Origin of the sequence: Saccharothrix sp. CCNWYY140, from assembly GCF_037401995.1 — a bacterium.
In the GTDB taxonomy this organism is placed as follows: domain Bacteria; phylum Actinomycetota; class Actinomycetes; order Mycobacteriales; family Pseudonocardiaceae; genus Actinosynnema.
This window is the reverse complement of sequence record NZ_JBBEGC010000008.1, coordinates 64,774-81,176: the sequence shown is the minus strand read 5'-3', so window position 1 is coordinate 81,176 and position 16,403 is coordinate 64,774. Positions and strand designations below refer to the sequence as shown.

Here is a 16,403-nt window from a genome sequence, read left to right as displayed (position 1 = left end):
CGAGATCTTTCAGCATGAGGGCGAGGTTGCTCAGGCGGCCGGCGACGCTCGGGTGGTCGGGGCCGAACGCGGCTTCGCTGATGGCCAGCGCGCGCTCGGCCAACGGCCGCGCTTGGCCGGCCATGCCCGCGGTCTGAAGGTAGGTCCCGGTTCGGTCGAGCAGCCATGAGGCGGCATCGGGAACGAGGCCGGCCCTGTGGTGGTCCAGGGCGGCGAGTACGTGTGGCAGGAGTTCCCGCCACCGGGGCCACGCCCCCGGATCTTGATACTTCCCCGTGGGTAGGTGTGTGGCCAGGACAGTGATCGTCCAGGCCAACGGGTGGTGTTCGGTTTCGTCCTCGGGTGTGTGCGGGGTGGTGTGGCGGCGTGTTGCGAGTTGGACCAGGCGGTGGATGGTGATGGTGTTGTCGTCGCGTTTGAGCAGGGAGTAGTCGGTCAGGATGCCGACCACGTGACTGAGGGCGGCTGGGGTGGCCGCGTGGGTGCTCAGGGGTTCGGGTAAGTCGGTGTTGTTGGCGGTGAACAGGTCCAGGGGGATGGCCTCTGGTGCCAGGTGGGCGCAGATGGCCAGCAGTTGTGCCGCCTCGGGGTGTTGTTCGTCCAGGCGTTGGAGGCTGAGGGTCCACAGGGTGTGCAGGGACCGGTCCGCGCTGCGTCGGTGGGCGTCTTCGCCCTTGTCGGCCAGGCCGTCGGGGTCGGTGTGCAGCAGGTCGAGGTACTCGTGCGGCGGCATCCGGGTTTGGGTGAGGTAGGCGGCGGCTTGTTCCAACGCCAGTGGCAGGTCGCCCAGCAGGTCCGCCAGCCGGTCGGCCTGGTCCGGGTTGAGGGCGGGTGCGCGTGTGGCCAGCAGGGCGAGGGACTCGCGTCGCGCCATCGTGTCCAGGTCCAGTACCCCGCCCAGGGCGTCGAACCCGGCGCGTCGGGTTGTCACCAGCACTCGGCCCGTGGTGCTCGACGGTAGGAAGGGGTGCAGGTCGGCGACCGACTCGGCGTTGTCGAACACCAGCAGCCACCGTCGCACGCCGGACAGGTGCGCCACCACCACCCGGGCCGCCTCGGTGACGTCGTCGGGTAGTTCCAGCTTCAACGCACGCCCGAGCTCACGCAGTTGCTGAGGGATCAGCGCTGGGTTCTCCGCGGCGATCCACCACACCACGTTCCAGCCGTTGCCGTGGCGGTGGCAGAACTCCAACACCAACTGCGTCTTGCCGACCCCGCCCATCCCGCGCACCGCGTGCACCGCCACCCGCGAACGCGCCCGCACCAGCCGACGCAGCGCACGCAGATCCCGGTCACGACCGGTGAAGTGCGGATTGCGGCCCGGCACGTTCCACACCCGCCCACTCCCCACCAGGGCAGACCGCTCGGGAGTCTCACGCGACACGAACAGCTGGACGGCCACAGCCACCGCCACGAGCAGACCGAAGACCAGCCACACCCGTGCCTGATCCTTGAACCACGACGGGATCTCGTCAGACGCGTAGTTGGTGACCACACCAATCGCCGCACTCACCAGCACGACAACCACCGCGTTGATCTTCACCTGACGCGACGCCATGACGCCACTATCGACCGCCGCCCCCACCGCGCCAGCAGACACCCCCAGACCGGACCCGGATCGATACCGACAGCCTGAAGTAACCACGACTATTGCGGAAAACGGGCATTCGAAGGACGGCCAGAGGGCTGGGGTCAGTTGGTCGAGCGCCAGGCGGCGTCGTAGCGGCGTTGGCGCTCGCGGTCTGTTTCTGTGGCGCGGTCCTTGCGGTATGTGCTGGCTGAGGCGCGGGGGTAGCCGTACTTGGTCATGCGGTGGTCGGTGCTTTCGATTGCGTAGGACACCGCGAAGTACACGCCGACGACCAAGCCCAGGGAGCCGCAGGCGATGGCTAGGGGGAGTGGGGAGTTCAAGACCCACACCAGGCCTAGGGTGATCAGGACCGTGAGAGGCAGGACCTGGAGGAAGGCGCGGACCACGAACCAGGCCAGCCAAGTCGGCTTGGTGGCCTGGTGGAAGACCCACTCGCGGTGGCGGATGGGGAGACGGCCGCCTAGTAGGTACCAAGCGCGCAAGTAGACCGGCGGCCTCCGGCCCCCGTCTCCATTGTCCCACTGGGGTACGACATTCATGGGGTTCGCTCCGTCGCGGCGATGACGCGAGTTAGGGCTTTGTGCAGGACTTCCAGCTCTTCTAGCGTCATGCCCAGGCGTTCCACCACGGCCGGGGGGATCTTCAGGGCCTCTTCGCGTAGCGCGGCGCCGGTTTCCGTCAGGGTGACTGCCAGCTGGCGTTCGTCGGCGGTGTCTCGGGTGCGGTTGAGGTAGCCGATTGATTCCAACCGCTTGAGCAGCGGGGAGAGGGTGGCGGGCTCGAGGGAGAGCATCCTGGCCAGTGCCTTCACCGACAGGGGTGCCTTGCCCCACAGGGCCAGCATCACCAGGTACTGGGGGTGGGTGAGGTTCATCGGTTCCAGCAGTGGCCGGTAGAGGGCGACCACGTTCCTGGACGCGATGGACAGGGCGAAGCAGACCTGCCGTTCCAGGGCCAGCGGGTCGTCCTCGAAAGTTTGTGCACTAATCATTAGTACACACGCTACACGAGTTCGGCCCAACCCCCGCCCTCGGCCAGCACCGCCCGCACCTCCGCGAAGTGCTCGACCACGCCGGCCAGGTCGCTGTGCAGCAACGCCGCACGATCGGCGTCCACGGGCACGTGGTCGTCGCGCCACAACTCCAGCGGCAGGCTCAGCACGAACACCACCGAGTCGACCAAGCGCAGCACGGGGGCGTCACCCGGGAAGGACGACCGCAGCGACGCGCACTCCCACGCGATCTCCAGCAACCCGGCCACCGCCGCCGACGGCTTCCCGTCCCACGACTCGTCCGGCCACACGCGAGTGCTCAGCGCCAACCACAGCCGCCACCCGGCGTCCGACTCGACCTCGTCCCGCGGCTGCCACATGCCTCCACTGTGGGGGTGGCAAGCCGGACAAACCGCATGAGACTGCCCACAAGTGTGGTCCCGTCCCCCACGGACGAGGGACGGGACCACGGAACGTCACGCGCGAACGGCGTCCGGTTCGGCGTCGCTTTGCAGGGAGTCCACCAGCTCCGCCCGGTCAGCCGACGGTTCCGGCCGCAGGACCAACCCGACCACCAGGTACAGCACCAGCGACACCAGCAGCGGCCACGACACGATCACCGCCTGCGTCACGAACGCGACCTTGTTCTGCTGCAACACGTACAGCACCGCCCACGTCCCGAGCCCGCCCACGACGGACGACATCGCCGCCGTCGGCCCGACCCGCTTGAACCACGGCAGCAGCCCCAGCATCAACGGGATCGCGATGGGACCCATCGTCGCCGCCACCAACGCGATGACGACCTTGAGCACGAAACCCTTGGTGTCGGCCGTCAAAGCGATCGTCATCGACAGACCGATGAACGCGAACGTCGTGATCCGCGCCAGCTGCAACTGCGCCGCCTCGGACAACCTGGTCACGCCCTTCCACAGCCGCGGCAGCATGTCCCGGGTGATCACGGCCGAGATGACGTTCGCGTCCGACGACACCATCGCCATCGTGTGCGAGAAGAACCCGGCCAGCACCAACCCGACCATGCCCGCGGGCAGCATGGCCTTGCCCATCTCGACGTACGCCTGCTCCGCGTTGGCCTCCATGCCCGGCACGATCAGCGGCGCGGCCCACATCGGGAAGAACAGCACGAGCGGCCACACCAGCCACAGCACGGACGACAGCAGCGCCGACCGCTTGGCGGCGGCTCCGGACGGCGCGGCCATGTAGCGCTGCGCCAGGTTCCACATGCCGCCGTTGTACTCGAGGGTCTTGATCAGGAACAGCGCCATGAAGAACACCAGCGTGTACTGGCCCGCCAACGGCTCGGAGTGCGACGGCGGCAGCTGGTCCCAGATCTCCCACATGAACGAGATGCCGCCGAAGTGCCCGGCCACCGCGATGAACATCGCGATCCCCGCCAGGCCCTGGATGACGAACTGCCCGAAGTCGGTCAGCGCGTCGGCCCACAGCCCACCCAGGACCGAGTACACCATCGTGACCAGGCCGACGAGCGTGATGCCCAGCCACACCTCGACGCCCGCGAAACCGTTGAGCAGCAACGCGACCGCGACCCACTTGGCCGCGATGTCCACGACCTTCAGCGCCGCCCCGGCCCACGCCATGAGCTGCTGCGTCGGCACGTTGTACCGGCGGGCCAGGTACTCCAGCGGCGACTTGACGCCGTGCCGCGAGCGCAGCCGGTTCCACGCGCCGGCCCACAGGAACGCGCCGATGCCCACGCCGACGCCGATGGTCAGCGCCCACCAGATGTAGACGGTGAGCCCGAGCCGGTAGGCCTCGGCGGCGAAGGCCACGAACATGACGGCGCTGTAGCCGGACATGTGGTGCGAGATGCCGGACAGCCACCACGGCATCTTGCCGCCGGCGGTGAAGAAGTCCGCGATGTTCTTGATCCGCCCGCGTGACCAGTAGCCGATGCCGACCATCACGACGAAGTACCCACCTACGACCAGCCAGTCGAGGGTGCCCATCGAACCTCCCTGAACGTCCTCGGCGGGCGGCAGCGCGACAGAGCGGGCGGCGGTGGTGCGCGGCGTCCCACGTGCGGGTTGTGTGACGTACGTCTTACGGAGCCGTTGCGCTGTGCGGAAGCCCACAGCGGGGAACTGACTCACATTTGTGACCCTTGTTCACGTACGTGACCTGGTCATACGGACAGTTTTATTTCGCGAAACCCCGTCACGTCCCCGGCGCGAACGACTCCCATGTACATGCGCACCGGTGTCAACGGCCGTCCGCTCCCCCAGGCGGGCGCGGCTCGCCCTGCCCCGGGACCGGGCATCGCCCTGGTCGACCCCATCCCGCTGTTCCGCGAGGGCCTGTCGGCCGTCGTGCGCCGGACGCCGGGCCTGCGATGGCTCGGGTCCACCGGCCACCTGCACACGGCCGTGCGGCTCCAAGAGCAGCTGAGGCCCGACGTGCTGCTCGTCGACTCGGTGCTCGACCCGCAGGGCCACCTGGCGACCCTGCTCACCGGCAACGACCCGCAACTGGTGGTGATCTCGTTGGTCCGCGAGCCGCACCGGACCGCCAAGTTCGTCCGGGGCGCGCTGGCGGCGGGCGTGCGCGGGCTGGTGCCGCGCGGCGGCGAGGTGGGCGAGGTGCTCCAGGCGATCGTGCGCGGGTACCAGGAGCGCATGTACGTGGACCCGACACTCGCGCCGCTGGCGGCGGGGTTCACGCCGACCGCCGAGGCGGGGTCGCGCCGGGCGCTGTCGCGTCGGGAGTACGAAGTGCTCCAGTTGATCGCCGACGGGCTGGAGAACCAGGCGGTGGCCAACGAGCTGTACGTGTCGGTGGAGACCGTCCGCACGCACGTGAAGAACATCCTGCGCAAGCTCAGGGCCCGGGATCGGACGCACGCCGTGTCGCTGGCCTACCAGGCCGGACTGCTCTCCTCGAACATGAAGTGATCTCGTCTCCTCCGCCACAACCGGGTGGCCGCCCTTGCCGGGGTTACTGACAGGTAATAAACTGTTGTTACCGGTCAGTAGGGGACCGCCCCGACCTGTTTGGAGAGAGCGACGAGATGGGTCACTACAAGAGCAACGTCCGGGACCTCGAGTTCAACCTCTTCGAGGTCTTCAACGTGCAGGACCACCTCGGCACGGGGCCGTTCGAGCAGTCCGACGAGGACACGGCGCGCGGCGTGCTGGCCGAGCTGAACAACCTGGCCGTCGGCCCGCTGGCGGAGTCCTTCGCCGACGCCGACCGCAACCCGCCCGTGTTCGACCCGAAGACGCACTCGGCCACGCTGCCCGAGTCCTTCAAGAAGTCCTACCAGGCGGTGTGGGACGGCGAGTGGTACCGCCTGTCCCTGCCCAACGAGCTGGGCGGCTTCGGCATCCCGCCGTCGGTCCAGTGGGCGGCCTCCGAGCTGATCCTGGGCGCGAACCCGGCCATCTACATGTACCTGGCCGGCCCGAACTTCGCCTCGGTCGTGTGGAAGAACGGCACCGAGGAGCAGAAGCGCTGGGCCGAGATCATGATCGAGCGCGGCTGGGGCGCCACGATGGTCCTCACCGAGCCCGACGCCGGCTCCGACGTGGGCGCCGGCCGCACCAAGGCCGTGCTCCAAGAGGACGGCACGTGGCACCTCGACGGTGTGAAGCGGTTCATCACCTCGGGTGACCAGGACCTCACCGAGAACATCATGCACCTGGTGCTGGCCCGCCCCGAGGGCCCCGGCATCGAGGCCAAGCCCGGCACCAAGGGCCTGTCGCTGTTCCTCGTGCCCAAGTGGCACTTCGACCCGCAGACCGGCGAGTCGACCGGCGAGCGCAACGGCGCCTTCGTCACCAACGTCGAGCACAAGATGGGCCTCAAGGTCTCCACGACCTGCGAGCTCACCTTCGGCCAGCACGGCGTGCCCGCCAAGGGCTGGCTGCTGGGCGAGGTGCACGACGGCATCGCGCAGATGTTCCAGGTCATCGAGTACGCCCGCATGATGGTCGGCACCAAGGCCATCGGCACGCTGTCCACCGGCTACCTCAACGCCCTGGCCTACGCCAAGGAGCGGGTGCAGAGCGCCGACCTGACCCGCATGACCGACAAGACCGCGCCCCGGGTGACCATCACCAACCACCCGGACGTGCGCCGCTCGCTCATGCTCCAGAAGGCCTACGCCGAGGGCCTGCGCGCGGTGTACCTCTACACCGCCACCTTCCAGGACCGGATCGCCCTGGGCGGCGCCGAGAAGGAGCTGGCGGAGAAGGTCAACGACCTGCTGCTGCCGATCGTCAAGGGCGTCGGCTCCGAGCGCGCCTACGAGCAGCTCGCGCAGTCGCTCCAGACCCTGGGCGGCTCCGGCTTCCTCCAGGAGTACCCGATCGAGCAGTACATCCGGGACTCCAAGATCGACTCCCTGTACGAGGGCACCACCGCCATCCAGTCGCTGGACTTCTTCTTCCGGAAGATCATCCGCGACAAGGGCCAGGCGCTGGGCTTCCTCAACGGCGAGATCCAGTCCTTCCTGGACAACGAGGGCGGCAACGGCCGGCTCAAGGAGGAGCGGGCGCTGCTCAAGCAGGGCCTGGAGGACCTCCAGGGCATCCTGGGCGCGATGATCGGCTTCCTGACCAGCTCGCAGGAGGACGTCCGCAACCTGTACAAGGTCGGCCAGAACACCGTCCGCCTGCTGATGACCGCCGGTGACGTGCTCGTCGGCTGGCTGCTGCTGCGCCAGGCCGAGGTGGCGCTGGCCAAGCTGGACGGCCAGGTGTCCGCCAAGGACAAGGCGTTCTACGAGGGCAAGGTCGCGGTCGCGTCCTTCTTCGCGAAGAGCGTGCTGCCCGAGCTGTCCGCGCGCCGCAAGGTCGCCGAGAACACCGACAACTCGCTGATGGACATCGACGAGTCCGCGTTCTGATCGGCTGACGGGCTCTGATCGGCTGTCGGGCTCTGATCGGCTGACGGGTTCTGATCGGCTGACGGGTTCTGATCGGCTGACGGGTTCTGATCGGCTGACGGCAAGACCGAGGGCGGTTCCCCCAGGGCGTTGGGGGGACCGCCCTTTCGCACGTCCGAGTCCGTCCGGGACGGCCGTCGCCCGTTGCCGGACGGCGGTTCGGACGGTTTGCGTGGGACGGGTCCGACACTTCCCAGGAGGGAACACCGTGATCCGCGAAGCCCTGAAAACCCGCACCGCCCGCGTGGCCGTCGCCCTGGCCGTCATCGCCGGCCTCGCGCTCGTCACGACCGGCGCCCGCGGCCCCGAAGTCGAGCTGGTGGCCAAGAAGTCCGCCACGTGCAAGGACGTCGTGCTGGTCGGCCTGGTCCAGCTGGTCGACCCCAGCGGCAAGGTCAAGCCGACCACGGCGGCGTCCGTCCCGTACCGCGTCCGCCCGTGCGGCAACCAAAACCCGGGCCAGTGGGCGGCCTTCACCAGCGCACCCACCACGACCGCGCCCGGCGACGCGCTCGCGTTCGAACTCCAGGGCATCGACATCCGGCTGGAAGGCGTGGGCGCGAACAGCAAGTCGGGTTCGTCGGCCCACTACAAGGGAGTCGTGAAGCTGACCCAGAAGGCCGTCAACGTGCCGCTGCTGCCAGTCGCGCCGCTGTCCCTGCGCACCATCACGCTGGCGATCAAGTTCACCGTGTACCACCAGAAGAAGAACCCGAAGGCCAAGAGCCGCAACGTCCGGCTGGACAACTTCATCAAGGTCACCGACGAGTGGAGCAGCCACCCCGGACTGGTGAAGTTCGACTGGAAGAAGGGCGGCTACGTCCGCTGACCCGCGCGCGAGGGCTGAGGGCTGAGGGGTGTCCTCAGCCCTCGCGGCGTGTCAGCCCTTGTGCGCGCGGGCGGCGGCGAAGCAGTAGACGCCGAAGCCGAGGAACCCCAGGGCGATGACGGCCAGCAGGAACACGCCGTAGGGCTGGGCGGCGAGGGTGTGCAGGGCCTTGTCCAGGCCGCCGGACTCCGACGGGTCGGCCTCGATCGCCGCGAACCCGACCAGGATGCCGATCAGCCCGTAGGCGGTGCCCTTGCCGATCCAGCCGATCCGACCCAGCCGCTCGACCCACTGCTGCGTCCCGGACGGCAACTCGGACATGTTGAGGTCGTCCTCGAAGGACTTCTTCACACCCTTGCGCGCCACCGCCACCCCGAGCCCGATGACGAAGAGGGCGACCGCACCCACCAGCACCTGACCGAGCGGCAGCGCCAACACCTTCGCCGTCCACGTCTGGGACTGCTCGGTGGCGCTCTTCTGCCCCGACCCGACCGCGTACCGGACGGCGGCGATCGCGATGACGACGCCGGTGATCGCCCGCCCGACCGACCCGATCCGCCGGTACCACCGCTTCCGCTCGGGCGACACCCAGTGGTAGCCGGACACCGCCATGCTCACCTGCCACACCGCGAACGCGAACAACCCGATCGCCAGCACCCACAGCAGGACCGGCCCGAACGACGTCTCGGCGATCGCCGCCACGGCGCCCTTCTGGTCCGTCTGCTCGCCGGAGTCGCCGAGCACCACCTGCGCGGTCAACACGGCCAGCAGGACGTGGACCACCCCGTAGCAGACCATTCCCGCCCGGCCGAGGAGCTGCACGACCGGGTTGCGTCTCACCTCTTGTGCGCTCACGAACGGGTGACTACCCGTTCGTGACCAGCCCTAAGCCGGGGGTGCCTCGCACACGATCTTGGGTGACGGGTCGTAGCGGACCGTGCGCGATTCGGAGCGGGTCTGGCCGGTGCGGCGGTCCGTGATGGTCCGCGTGTCGGTGACCGTGAAGCCCTGCGAGCCGTTGCTGGGCACGCACGGCTGGGTGTTCTTCTTGATCTCCTGCGGCTCGGTGAAGTTCGTCCGCTCACTGGTCGAGCCGCTGACGTCGTAGTTCTTCGTCCCCCACAGCACGATCTTGAGCGACGACGGCGTCCAGATGGTCTGGATCGCGACGCCGGTGTCGTCGGGGTTGGTGAACTTGATGTCGATCAGGCTGTTGCCCGCGCCGTCCATGAACACCGTGGCCTCGCGCCCCGCCGGGTAGCGGGAGATCCAGTAGCTGTGCTCCTTGTGCCCGGCGTCCTTCATGCCCGCGTGGTACGCCGCGTTGTAGAGCGTGGTCGCGAACTGCGAGATGCCGCCGCCGACCGCGCGGCCGGGGGCGCCGTTCTCGATGATGCCCGCCTCGACGTAGCCCTGGGCGGTGCCGCGGGGACCGGTGTAGCCGTTGAGCGAGAACGTCTCGCCCGGCTTCACGATCGCGCCGTTGACCTTCTGCGCCACCACGCGGATGTTCACGCCCGAGTCGGCCGCGAAGCCACCGGTCTGGAACTCGCCGATGACCTCCTTGATGCCCATCTTGTTGGCCTGCTCGGTGGTCACCTTGGCGGGCGTCTTCTTGTACTCCGCCTTGACCTCGCGCTGGTCGGCGCGCTTGAGCACGTCCATGAACGTGGCCAGCGACTTCTCCCAGTCGATGGTCAGCCCGTCGACCGACTCCTTGACGGTGGGCCGGCCGCCCTCGAAGACGATCTCCGCGTCCTTGCCCTCGGTCTCGGTCTCCTTGAGCTGCGGGCCGGCGGCCTCGACGACCTTGTTCGGGTCGACCTTGGCGTTCAGGCCGCCGCCCTCGCCGGGCTCGAAGACCAGGGTGGCGCCGAGCTGCTCGGGCGTGAGCGTGGCGTCCTTGCCCTCGCCCTTGACGACCACGGGTGACGCGACGGCGGGCTTGGCGACCTCGTCGAGCGCCTTCTGGACGCCTTCCTTGGTCGTCTTCACCGGGGTGGTCGCGACGGGCAGCTCGACCGTGCCGCCGACGGCCCAGTCGGCGAGCAGCTTCTCGCGGGCGGCGTCGACGTCCAGCTTCTGGCCCTGCTTGGGTTCCACGGCGACCGGGGTGGCGCCCTCGAACTTGATGGTGCCCTCGGCCGGCTCGTGGTCGGTCTTCGCGCGCAGGGCCTCTACCGCGTTGGACAGCTTGACCTGATCGCTGCGGGTGGCGAAGCCGACCTCGCGGGAGGTGAAGAACGAGGTGACGCGGGTGATCGGGGACAGCGGCTGGTCGCCCGCCCGGTCCAGGGTGGCCGCCCAGTCCAGCTCCAGGCCGGACGCCTTGGGGTCCACCTCGGTGTCGACGTCGCCGGCGCGGGCCTTGACCGGCTTCTCCAGGCGGGGACCGATCTCGGCGCGCAGCTTCTTCTCCGCGTCCGGGTGGCTCATGCCGCCCACGTCCACGCCCGCGACCGTCACGCCGCGCGGGACGTTGCCGCTGGACACCAGGATGTCCAGGCCGTAGAGGAGGACGAGCAGGCCGAACACACCGCCCGCGACGAGCGCGATCTTCTTGCGCGACTTGCGGCGCTGGTCGGCCTCGTCGGCGGCGGTGTCCTCGTCGACCATCATCGGGCCGAGGACGGTGGCTTCCGGCTCGCCGACCGGGGTGGCGAACACGGTGGTCTGCTCGGACGGCGACGGGTTGCGGGGACCGTCGAAGGACCGGGTCTCGTCGAAGGACCGGCCGTGGTCGAACGCGCGGGTCTCGTCGAACGCACGGGTCTCGTCGAACGCACGGGTCTCGTCGAACGCGCGAGGGTCCTCGGCTGGACGGCCGTGGTCGAACGCCTGGGTCGTCTCGTCGGCGGGCGGGGTCAGCTTGCGGGTGACCTCGTCGGGGTGAGGGCTGGGCACATCCTGGGTGACGCCGGCGGGGGCCTGGAGGTTGCCGCTGTCGATGTACTGGGTCGCTTCGGAGGGCGTGGCATCCCGCGCGGCCCGGTCCTCCGTGGTCCGGTCCCCCGCGGTCCGCTCCGCCGACTCGTCGGGCTCCTCCTGCGGCCAGGCGTCCTCTTCCCGGGGCCACTGCGCCTCGCCGGAGCCGTTCCGAGCGTGCTCCGAACCGGTGCCCGACGGGCGGACCGGCTGGAACGCCGTGGTCCGCTCAGCGTCGTACTCCGGTCGTTGGTTCTCCGGCACCGCTCCCCCTCTTGCCTCTCGCGCAAGGTCCTGGGACTGCTTACCCGACCGCCGTCACACGGTGATCACGGTCGGGCTGTTCTAGAGGTAAAGGCCCGTTCCGTGGTCCGACCGCTCGGTGGCGGTCGCGTGCACGTCGCGCTCGCGCATCACCAGGTAGGTCGCGCCCTGCACCTCGACCTCGAACTGCTCGTCCGGGTTGAACAGGACCCGGTCGCCGACCTTGACGTGCCGCACGTTCGTGCCGACCCCGAGCACCTCGCCCCAGGCCAGACGCTTGGCCATCTGCGCGGTCGCCGGGATCAGGATGCCGCCGCTGCTGCGGCGCTCGCCGTCCTCCGGGGAGATCCGCACCATGACGCGGTCGTGCAGCATCTGGATCTCAAGCTTGACATCGGACACCCGATGAGTCTACGTGGCGCTTCAGACGTCCTCGTCCAGACCGCCCATCACGAGGGGCAGTCGGTTCGGGCCGTCCGCACCGATGCGCACCGGCACACCCCAGTCCTGGCGGGTGAGCTTGCAGACCGGGTGCTCGACGGCGGGGTCGTCCGTGCAGCTCGCGGCCTGTGCGACGACGTGCAGGACACCGTCGGTGAAGCCCTCCGCGATGCGCAGCGTCCGCTTGAGGTCGGTACCCACGCCCGCGCCCTCGACCAGCAGCTCCGGTGGTGAGCTGGTGATCTCCAGGCGGGTCGACGGGCCGTAGCGGTCGTCCAGCTTCTGGCCGGTGGGCGGGGTGAACACGACCGACAGCTCCAGCTCACCGGGCGCGATGACCGTGGACGGGCGCTTGACCCGGTGGGCCTCCCCGAGGACCTTCGTGCCGGGCGCGACGGGCCGTTCCAGCCGGTGGGCGGCGGAGGCGACCACGACCAGCTCGCCGTCGACGAACAGCACGTCGCTGGGCTCGGCGATGTCCGTGGCCAGCGTGGACACCTCGCCGGTGACGGGGTCGTAGCGGCGGACCGCACCGTTGTAGGTGTCCGCGACCGCGACCGAGCCGTCGGGCAGGACGGCGACGCCCAGCGGGTGCTGGAGCAGGGCCTGGTCGGCGGCGCCGTCGCGGTGGCCGAAGTCGAACAGGCCCTTGCCGACGACGGTCTTGACCTGGCCGTCCTCCAGGTAGCGCAGGGCGGAGGTCTCGGAGTCGACCAGCCACAGCCGGTCGCCCTGGGCCGCCAGTCCGGAGGTCTGGGCGAAGAAGGCTTCCTTCAGCGGGGCGTCGCTCAGGCCTTCGACCGTGGTGCCCGCGAGGCGCTCCAGGCGCTGTTCGACGGGCTTGAACAGGCCGAGGGTGTGGTTGCCGGCGAGCGCGATGGCGACTCCCCCGGCGGGCTCCCACCAGGCCACGTCCCACGGGCTGGTGAGATGGATGACGTCGGCCGGCCCGTCGGTGTCGCCGTCCCGCCACTGCTCACCGGTGCCGGCCACCGTGGTGACCTCGCCGGTGTCGAGGTTCAGGCCGCGGAGCAGGTGGTTGACGGTGTCGGCGACGACGACGTGGTAGCCGACCCGCTGTGCGACGTCCTCTGGCAGCTGAGCCAGGCCGGCGGGCTCGGAGAAGGTGGGGGTGAGGCCGTCCGCCCGGCCGCGTTCGCCGGTGCCGATGCGGCGGATGACGGTCTCGCCGTCGGGTTCGAGCTCGACCAGGCTGTGGTGGGCGGAGTCGCTGACCAGCAGGGTGCCGGCGGGGGTGACGATCGCCTTGGCGGGGAAGCGCAGGGTCGTGTCGGCCAGGGCCGGCGGGACGTACGGACCGTCACCGCGGTGGAGCGTGCCCTTGGCTTCGTGCTCGGCGATGAGCTCTTGGACGACGGTGCGCAGTGCGTCCACGTGCCCTTCACCGGCCGCGACATGCACCACGTACCCCTCGGGGTCCACGACGACCAGCGTCGGCCACGCCTTGACGGCGTAGTTCTGCCAGGTGGTCAGCTCGGGGTCGTCCAACACGGGGTGGTGCACGTCGTACCGCTCGACGGCTGCCTTGAGCGCCTCGGGGTCCGCTTCGTGCACGAACTTCGGCGAGTGGACACCGACGGTCACCAGGACGTCGGCGAACTCGGCCTCCAGCGGGCGCAGTTCGTCCAGGACGTGGAGGCAGTTGATGCAGCAGAAGGTCCAGAAATCGAGCAGGACGACCTTGCCACGCAGATCAGCGAGCTTGACGTCCTTGCCACCGGTGTTGAGCCAGCCACGCCCCACCAACTCGGGAGCACGAACACGGGCACGGCGGCGCTGAGCAGTCGTCACGTCCGAAGTGAACACGATGTCAAGGGCGGCCTATTTCAACGCCCACCATGTGGACCAGGGACACGGTTGTCCCGGGTTCGCAAAGGCTTGCCGGCGGGACTTCAGCACGTGGCGAAGCTGAGGCGCCGACACCGGACTGCGGATCACCGAACCGATCTTGGGCCCAGGACCTCGGCGCCCAGTTCGGTCACGCGGCGGCGTAGTTCGCGGTCGGCTGTGACCACTGCTCGGGGGCGGTCTTCGGGGTCGGTGCGGAGTACTTCCACGATCTTGTCGTCGCCTGAGCCGTCGGCTGCCACCACGCGGACCGCCGGGCTGGATTCCACGTGACGGGCCTTGCCCTCGACGACCAGGACCACGTCCAAGGGGCCGTCGTGGAAGGGCGGTAGGCCGTGTTCGGCTACCTGGGCCAGGGAGTCGCGCAGGCGGGTGGCTGCGCCCGCGCGGTCGTGCCACCAGCCGTCTGGGACTGAGCCCACGACGTTGGCCGCGTCCACCACGAGCAGCGGGAGGGGCATCGGCCCATGCTCTCAGGAAAACCCACGGGGAATTGTCGTACCCCGGTGGCACCATAGGTGGTGTCCAAGGGGGACAAGACACATCCAGGGGGAAGCAGTGATGATCCGGCGCGCCCGCAGACAGGACGACACCTGGACCGGTTCGGCCACGTCCAAGTAGTCCGGGCACCTGGTCGGGGGACATGGGAAACCCCGCGGTGCTGCCAGGTCGGGGGTCCGACAGCACCGCGGGGTCACCTTGAACATCGAGACACGATAGTGGTCTGTTACACCCTCTCCAGGGTGTGACTCAGATCACGTTTCGTCACCCTCAAGATAGCCGAAGGCCCTGCCGCGCGGGAGGTGCGGCAGGGCCTTCGGCGTTTCCCCCTTCGCCGATCGCGCGGGACGACGGGGCGTGCACCCGGTGTCGAGGTCGGGTGGCCGTCACGCGCGGAGGGCGGTTCAGCGGAGGGTGGTCACCTGGGCCTGGGCGATCGCCATCAGCTCGTGGCGCATGGCCGGAGTCGGGGCCTGGTCGATCGCGCGGGCGACGGCCTTGCGGTTGCGAGCCTCGACACGACGAGCGCGGAGCTTCGCAGTGAAGTTCACGGGGTTCATCCCTCTCAAAGTTCTTCTCGGTGTGTGCCTCAAGTATGCACCCTCGGAGCCCGCGATGCACCCGATTGTCCGGTGAGTTGGGGCACACGCCGACGAATCGCCGGTGTCTACCGGTACAGCACCCACGATTCGCCTGGCGGCCACCTGAGTTCACCGGACAGCCCGCCACCGGCTCTCTAGCGTGACGGCTAGAGAACCCGATGCGACCGGAGATCAGTCCTCGCGCCCCAGCAGGAACCGGCCGAAGTGCGGCACGGTGAACGCGATCTGACCGCGCTCCGCGCTGTAGACCAGGCCTTTCTTGATGAGGCTGTCCCGCGCCGGCGACAGCGACGACGGCTTGCGGCCCAGGTGGTCGGCGACCTGCGCGGTGTTCACGCCCGCGTCCTTGCCGTCGGTCAGCTCCGCCATCGCGCGCAGGTACTCGCGCTCGGCCGGCGTCGCCCGCTCGTACCGGGAGCCGAAGAAGCCCACGGCCAGCTCCGCGTCCGCCTCGGGCGCGGCGACGGCGACGTCCAGCGGGCTGATCGGGTCGGCCGGCGCGGCGTCCCACGCGGCCTTGCCGTAGGCCTGGATGAAGTACGGGTAGCCGCCGGAGGCGTCGAACAGGGCGTCCAGCGCCTCGTCCTGGATGCCCGCCTGCTCCCGCTCGACCGGCGCGAGCACCGCCCGGTCCGCGTCCTCCCGGGACAGCCGGTCGATCCGCACGTACCGGAACAGCCGCTCCGAGTACGACTTGGACGCCGACAGCACGGCCGGCAGGTGCGGCAGCCCGGCCCCGACCACCACCAGCGGCGCACCGGACTGGGACAGCTCGTGGCACGCCGCGCACAGCGCCGACACGTCGTCCGGCCGCACGTCCTGCATCTCGTCGATGAGCAGCGCGACCCCGGTGCCCACGTCCTGCGCCAGCTCGGCGACCTCGGTGAACAGCTCCACCAGGTCGATCTCGATGTCCCCGGAGTCGGCCCGGCCCTGCGCGGCGAGCACGTCGATGCCCGGCTGCCACCGGTCGCGCAGCTTGGCGTCCTCGGGGTTGGCCTTGAGCGCGAACGCCTTGAGCACGCCCAGCACCGCCTCGACGCGGTCGGGCGCGCGGTGCCGCACGGCCAGGTCGCGGATGGCCCGGTGCAGCGCGGCGGACAGCGGTCGCCGCAGCCCCGCCTCGGGTCGCGCCTCGATCTTGCCCGCGCCCCACCCGCGCTTGAGCGCCATCGACCGCAGCTCGCCCAGCAGCACGGTCTTGCCGACCCCGCGCAGCCCGGTGAGCACGAGACTGCGCTCCGGACGGCCGCGCGCGACCCGTTCCAGGACCACGTCGAACGCGCTCAGCTCCTTGTCCCGCCCCGCCAGCTCGGGCGGGCGCTGCCCCGCGCCGGGGGCGAACGGGTTGCGGACCGGGTCCATCCTCGGACGGTATCGAGCTGTCTACGGCCGATCCAATACTCGGCGCGTGTCGTGCTGTATTGATCTCTCTAGTGTTTGAGCTAGATCGTCTTATCGTTGCGCAT

At 69.4% G+C, this 16,403-nt stretch carries 15 protein-coding genes; 3 read left to right on the top strand and 12 right to left on the bottom strand.

Going from position 1 to position 16,403, the window contains the following annotated elements; genetic code table 11:
• The 5 genes from fxsT to WBN91_RS07205 form a co-directional block, all read right to left on the bottom strand.
• A partial coding sequence (gene fxsT, locus WBN91_RS07225) for an FxSxx-COOH system tetratricopeptide repeat protein (RefSeq protein ID WP_337729367.1) occupies nt 1–1,558 on the bottom strand: 1,558 nt, incomplete at its 3' end.
• A gap of 134 nt (nt 1,559–1,692) precedes the next feature.
• Nucleotides 1,693–2,130 carry a DUF5313 family protein gene (locus tag WBN91_RS07220; protein ID WP_337723442.1) on the bottom strand — a complete coding sequence of 146 codons (438 nt, stop codon included), beginning with the start codon at nt 2,128–2,130 and terminating at the stop codon, nt 1,693–1,695.
• Entirely contained in the window at nt 2,127–2,582 is a 456-nt protein-coding gene (locus WBN91_RS07215) for a MarR family winged helix-turn-helix transcriptional regulator (protein ID WP_337723443.1), read from the bottom strand. Before WBN91_RS07215 ends, WBN91_RS07220 begins: the two co-directional genes overlap by 4 nt.
• An 11-nt stretch (nt 2,583–2,593) precedes the next feature.
• Nucleotides 2,594–2,962: a hypothetical protein gene (locus WBN91_RS07210; RefSeq protein ID WP_337723444.1), complete on the bottom strand. Its 369-nt coding sequence runs from the start codon at nt 2,960–2,962 to the stop codon at nt 2,594–2,596.
• A gap of 96 nt (nt 2,963–3,058) precedes the next feature.
• Nucleotides 3,059–4,567 (bottom strand): sodium:solute symporter family protein, encoded by a 1,509-nt coding sequence (locus WBN91_RS07205; protein ID WP_337723445.1) that lies wholly within the window; start codon nt 4,565–4,567, stop codon nt 3,059–3,061.
• 240 nt (nt 4,568–4,807) lie between these two features.
• Between WBN91_RS07205 and WBN91_RS07200 the strand changes: the two genes are divergently transcribed.
• From WBN91_RS07200 to WBN91_RS07190, 3 genes are all read left to right on the top strand, one after another.
• Nucleotides 4,808–5,509, top strand: a complete 702-nt coding sequence (locus WBN91_RS07200) for a response regulator transcription factor (RefSeq protein WP_337723446.1) — start codon at nt 4,808–4,810, stop codon at nt 5,507–5,509.
• 116 nt (nt 5,510–5,625) lie between these two features.
• Nucleotides 5,626–7,464, top strand: coding sequence for an acyl-CoA dehydrogenase (locus WBN91_RS07195; protein WP_337723447.1), 1,839 nt, complete (start codon nt 5,626–5,628; stop codon nt 7,462–7,464).
• Nucleotides 7,465–7,711: 247 nt separating this feature from the next.
• Nucleotides 7,712–8,332, top strand: coding sequence for a hypothetical protein (locus WBN91_RS07190; protein ID WP_337723448.1), 621 nt, complete (start codon nt 7,712–7,714; stop codon nt 8,330–8,332).
• Between the two features lie 51 nt (nt 8,333–8,383).
• On the opposite strand, the gene WBN91_RS07185 is transcribed toward WBN91_RS07190, so the two are convergent.
• The 7 genes from WBN91_RS07185 to WBN91_RS07155 form a co-directional block, all read right to left on the bottom strand.
• Nucleotides 8,384–9,187 (bottom strand): DUF1206 domain-containing protein, encoded by an 804-nt coding sequence (locus tag WBN91_RS07185; protein ID WP_337723449.1) that lies wholly within the window; start codon nt 9,185–9,187, stop codon nt 8,384–8,386.
• Nucleotides 9,188–9,217: 30 nt separating this feature from the next.
• Nucleotides 9,218–10,951, bottom strand: coding sequence for a VanW family protein (locus WBN91_RS07180; RefSeq protein ID WP_337723530.1), 1,734 nt, complete (start codon nt 10,949–10,951; stop codon nt 9,218–9,220).
• A gap of 651 nt (nt 10,952–11,602) precedes the next feature.
• Nucleotides 11,603–11,923 (bottom strand): GroES family chaperonin, encoded by a 321-nt coding sequence (locus WBN91_RS07175; RefSeq protein WP_337723450.1) that lies wholly within the window; start codon nt 11,921–11,923, stop codon nt 11,603–11,605.
• Between the two features lie 21 nt (nt 11,924–11,944).
• Complete coding sequence (locus WBN91_RS07170; RefSeq protein WP_337723451.1) at nt 11,945–13,774, bottom strand: NHL domain-containing thioredoxin family protein; 1,830 nt, start codon at nt 13,772–13,774, stop codon at nt 11,945–11,947.
• Between the two features lie 143 nt (nt 13,775–13,917).
• The gene (locus tag WBN91_RS07165) at nt 13,918–14,292 is read right to left on the bottom strand and encodes an NTP pyrophosphohydrolase (RefSeq protein WP_337723452.1); all 375 of its coding nucleotides are present in this window, start codon (nt 14,290–14,292) and stop codon (nt 13,918–13,920) included.
• Nucleotides 14,293–14,736: 444 nt separating this feature from the next.
• Nucleotides 14,737–14,883, bottom strand: a complete 147-nt coding sequence (locus WBN91_RS07160) for a hypothetical protein (RefSeq protein ID WP_170199033.1) — start codon at nt 14,881–14,883, stop codon at nt 14,737–14,739.
• Nucleotides 14,884–15,105: 222 nt separating this feature from the next.
• Nucleotides 15,106–16,299, bottom strand: coding sequence for an ATP-binding protein (locus WBN91_RS07155; protein WP_337723453.1), 1,194 nt, complete (start codon nt 16,297–16,299; stop codon nt 15,106–15,108).
• Between the last annotated feature and the right edge of the window lie 104 nt (nt 16,300–16,403).

Bases quoted from the DNA above. Each gene is read 5' to 3' on its own strand.
- WBN91_RS07155 (WP_337723453.1), bottom strand. From the start codon at position 16,299: ATGGACCCGGTCCGCAACCCGTTCGCCCCCGGCGCGGGGCAGCGCCCG.
- WBN91_RS07215 (WP_337723443.1), bottom strand. From the start codon at position 2,582: ATGATTAGTGCACAAACTTTCGAGGACGACCCGCTGGCCCTGGAACGG.
- WBN91_RS07195 (WP_337723447.1), top strand. From the start codon at position 5,626: ATGGGTCACTACAAGAGCAACGTCCGGGACCTCGAGTTCAACCTCTTC.
- WBN91_RS07200 (WP_337723446.1), top strand. From the start codon at position 4,808: ATGCGCACCGGTGTCAACGGCCGTCCGCTCCCCCAGGCGGGCGCGGCT.
- WBN91_RS07220 (WP_337723442.1), bottom strand. From the start codon at position 2,130: ATGAATGTCGTACCCCAGTGGGACAATGGAGACGGGGGCCGGAGGCCG.
- WBN91_RS07205 (WP_337723445.1), bottom strand. From the start codon at position 4,567: ATGGGCACCCTCGACTGGCTGGTCGTAGGTGGGTACTTCGTCGTGATG.
- WBN91_RS07180 (WP_337723530.1), bottom strand. From the start codon at position 10,951: ATGATGGTCGACGAGGACACCGCCGCCGACGAGGCCGACCAGCGCCGC.
- WBN91_RS07165 (WP_337723452.1), bottom strand. From the start codon at position 14,292: ATGCCCCTCCCGCTGCTCGTGGTGGACGCGGCCAACGTCGTGGGCTCA.
- WBN91_RS07210 (WP_337723444.1), bottom strand. From the start codon at position 2,962: ATGTGGCAGCCGCGGGACGAGGTCGAGTCGGACGCCGGGTGGCGGCTG.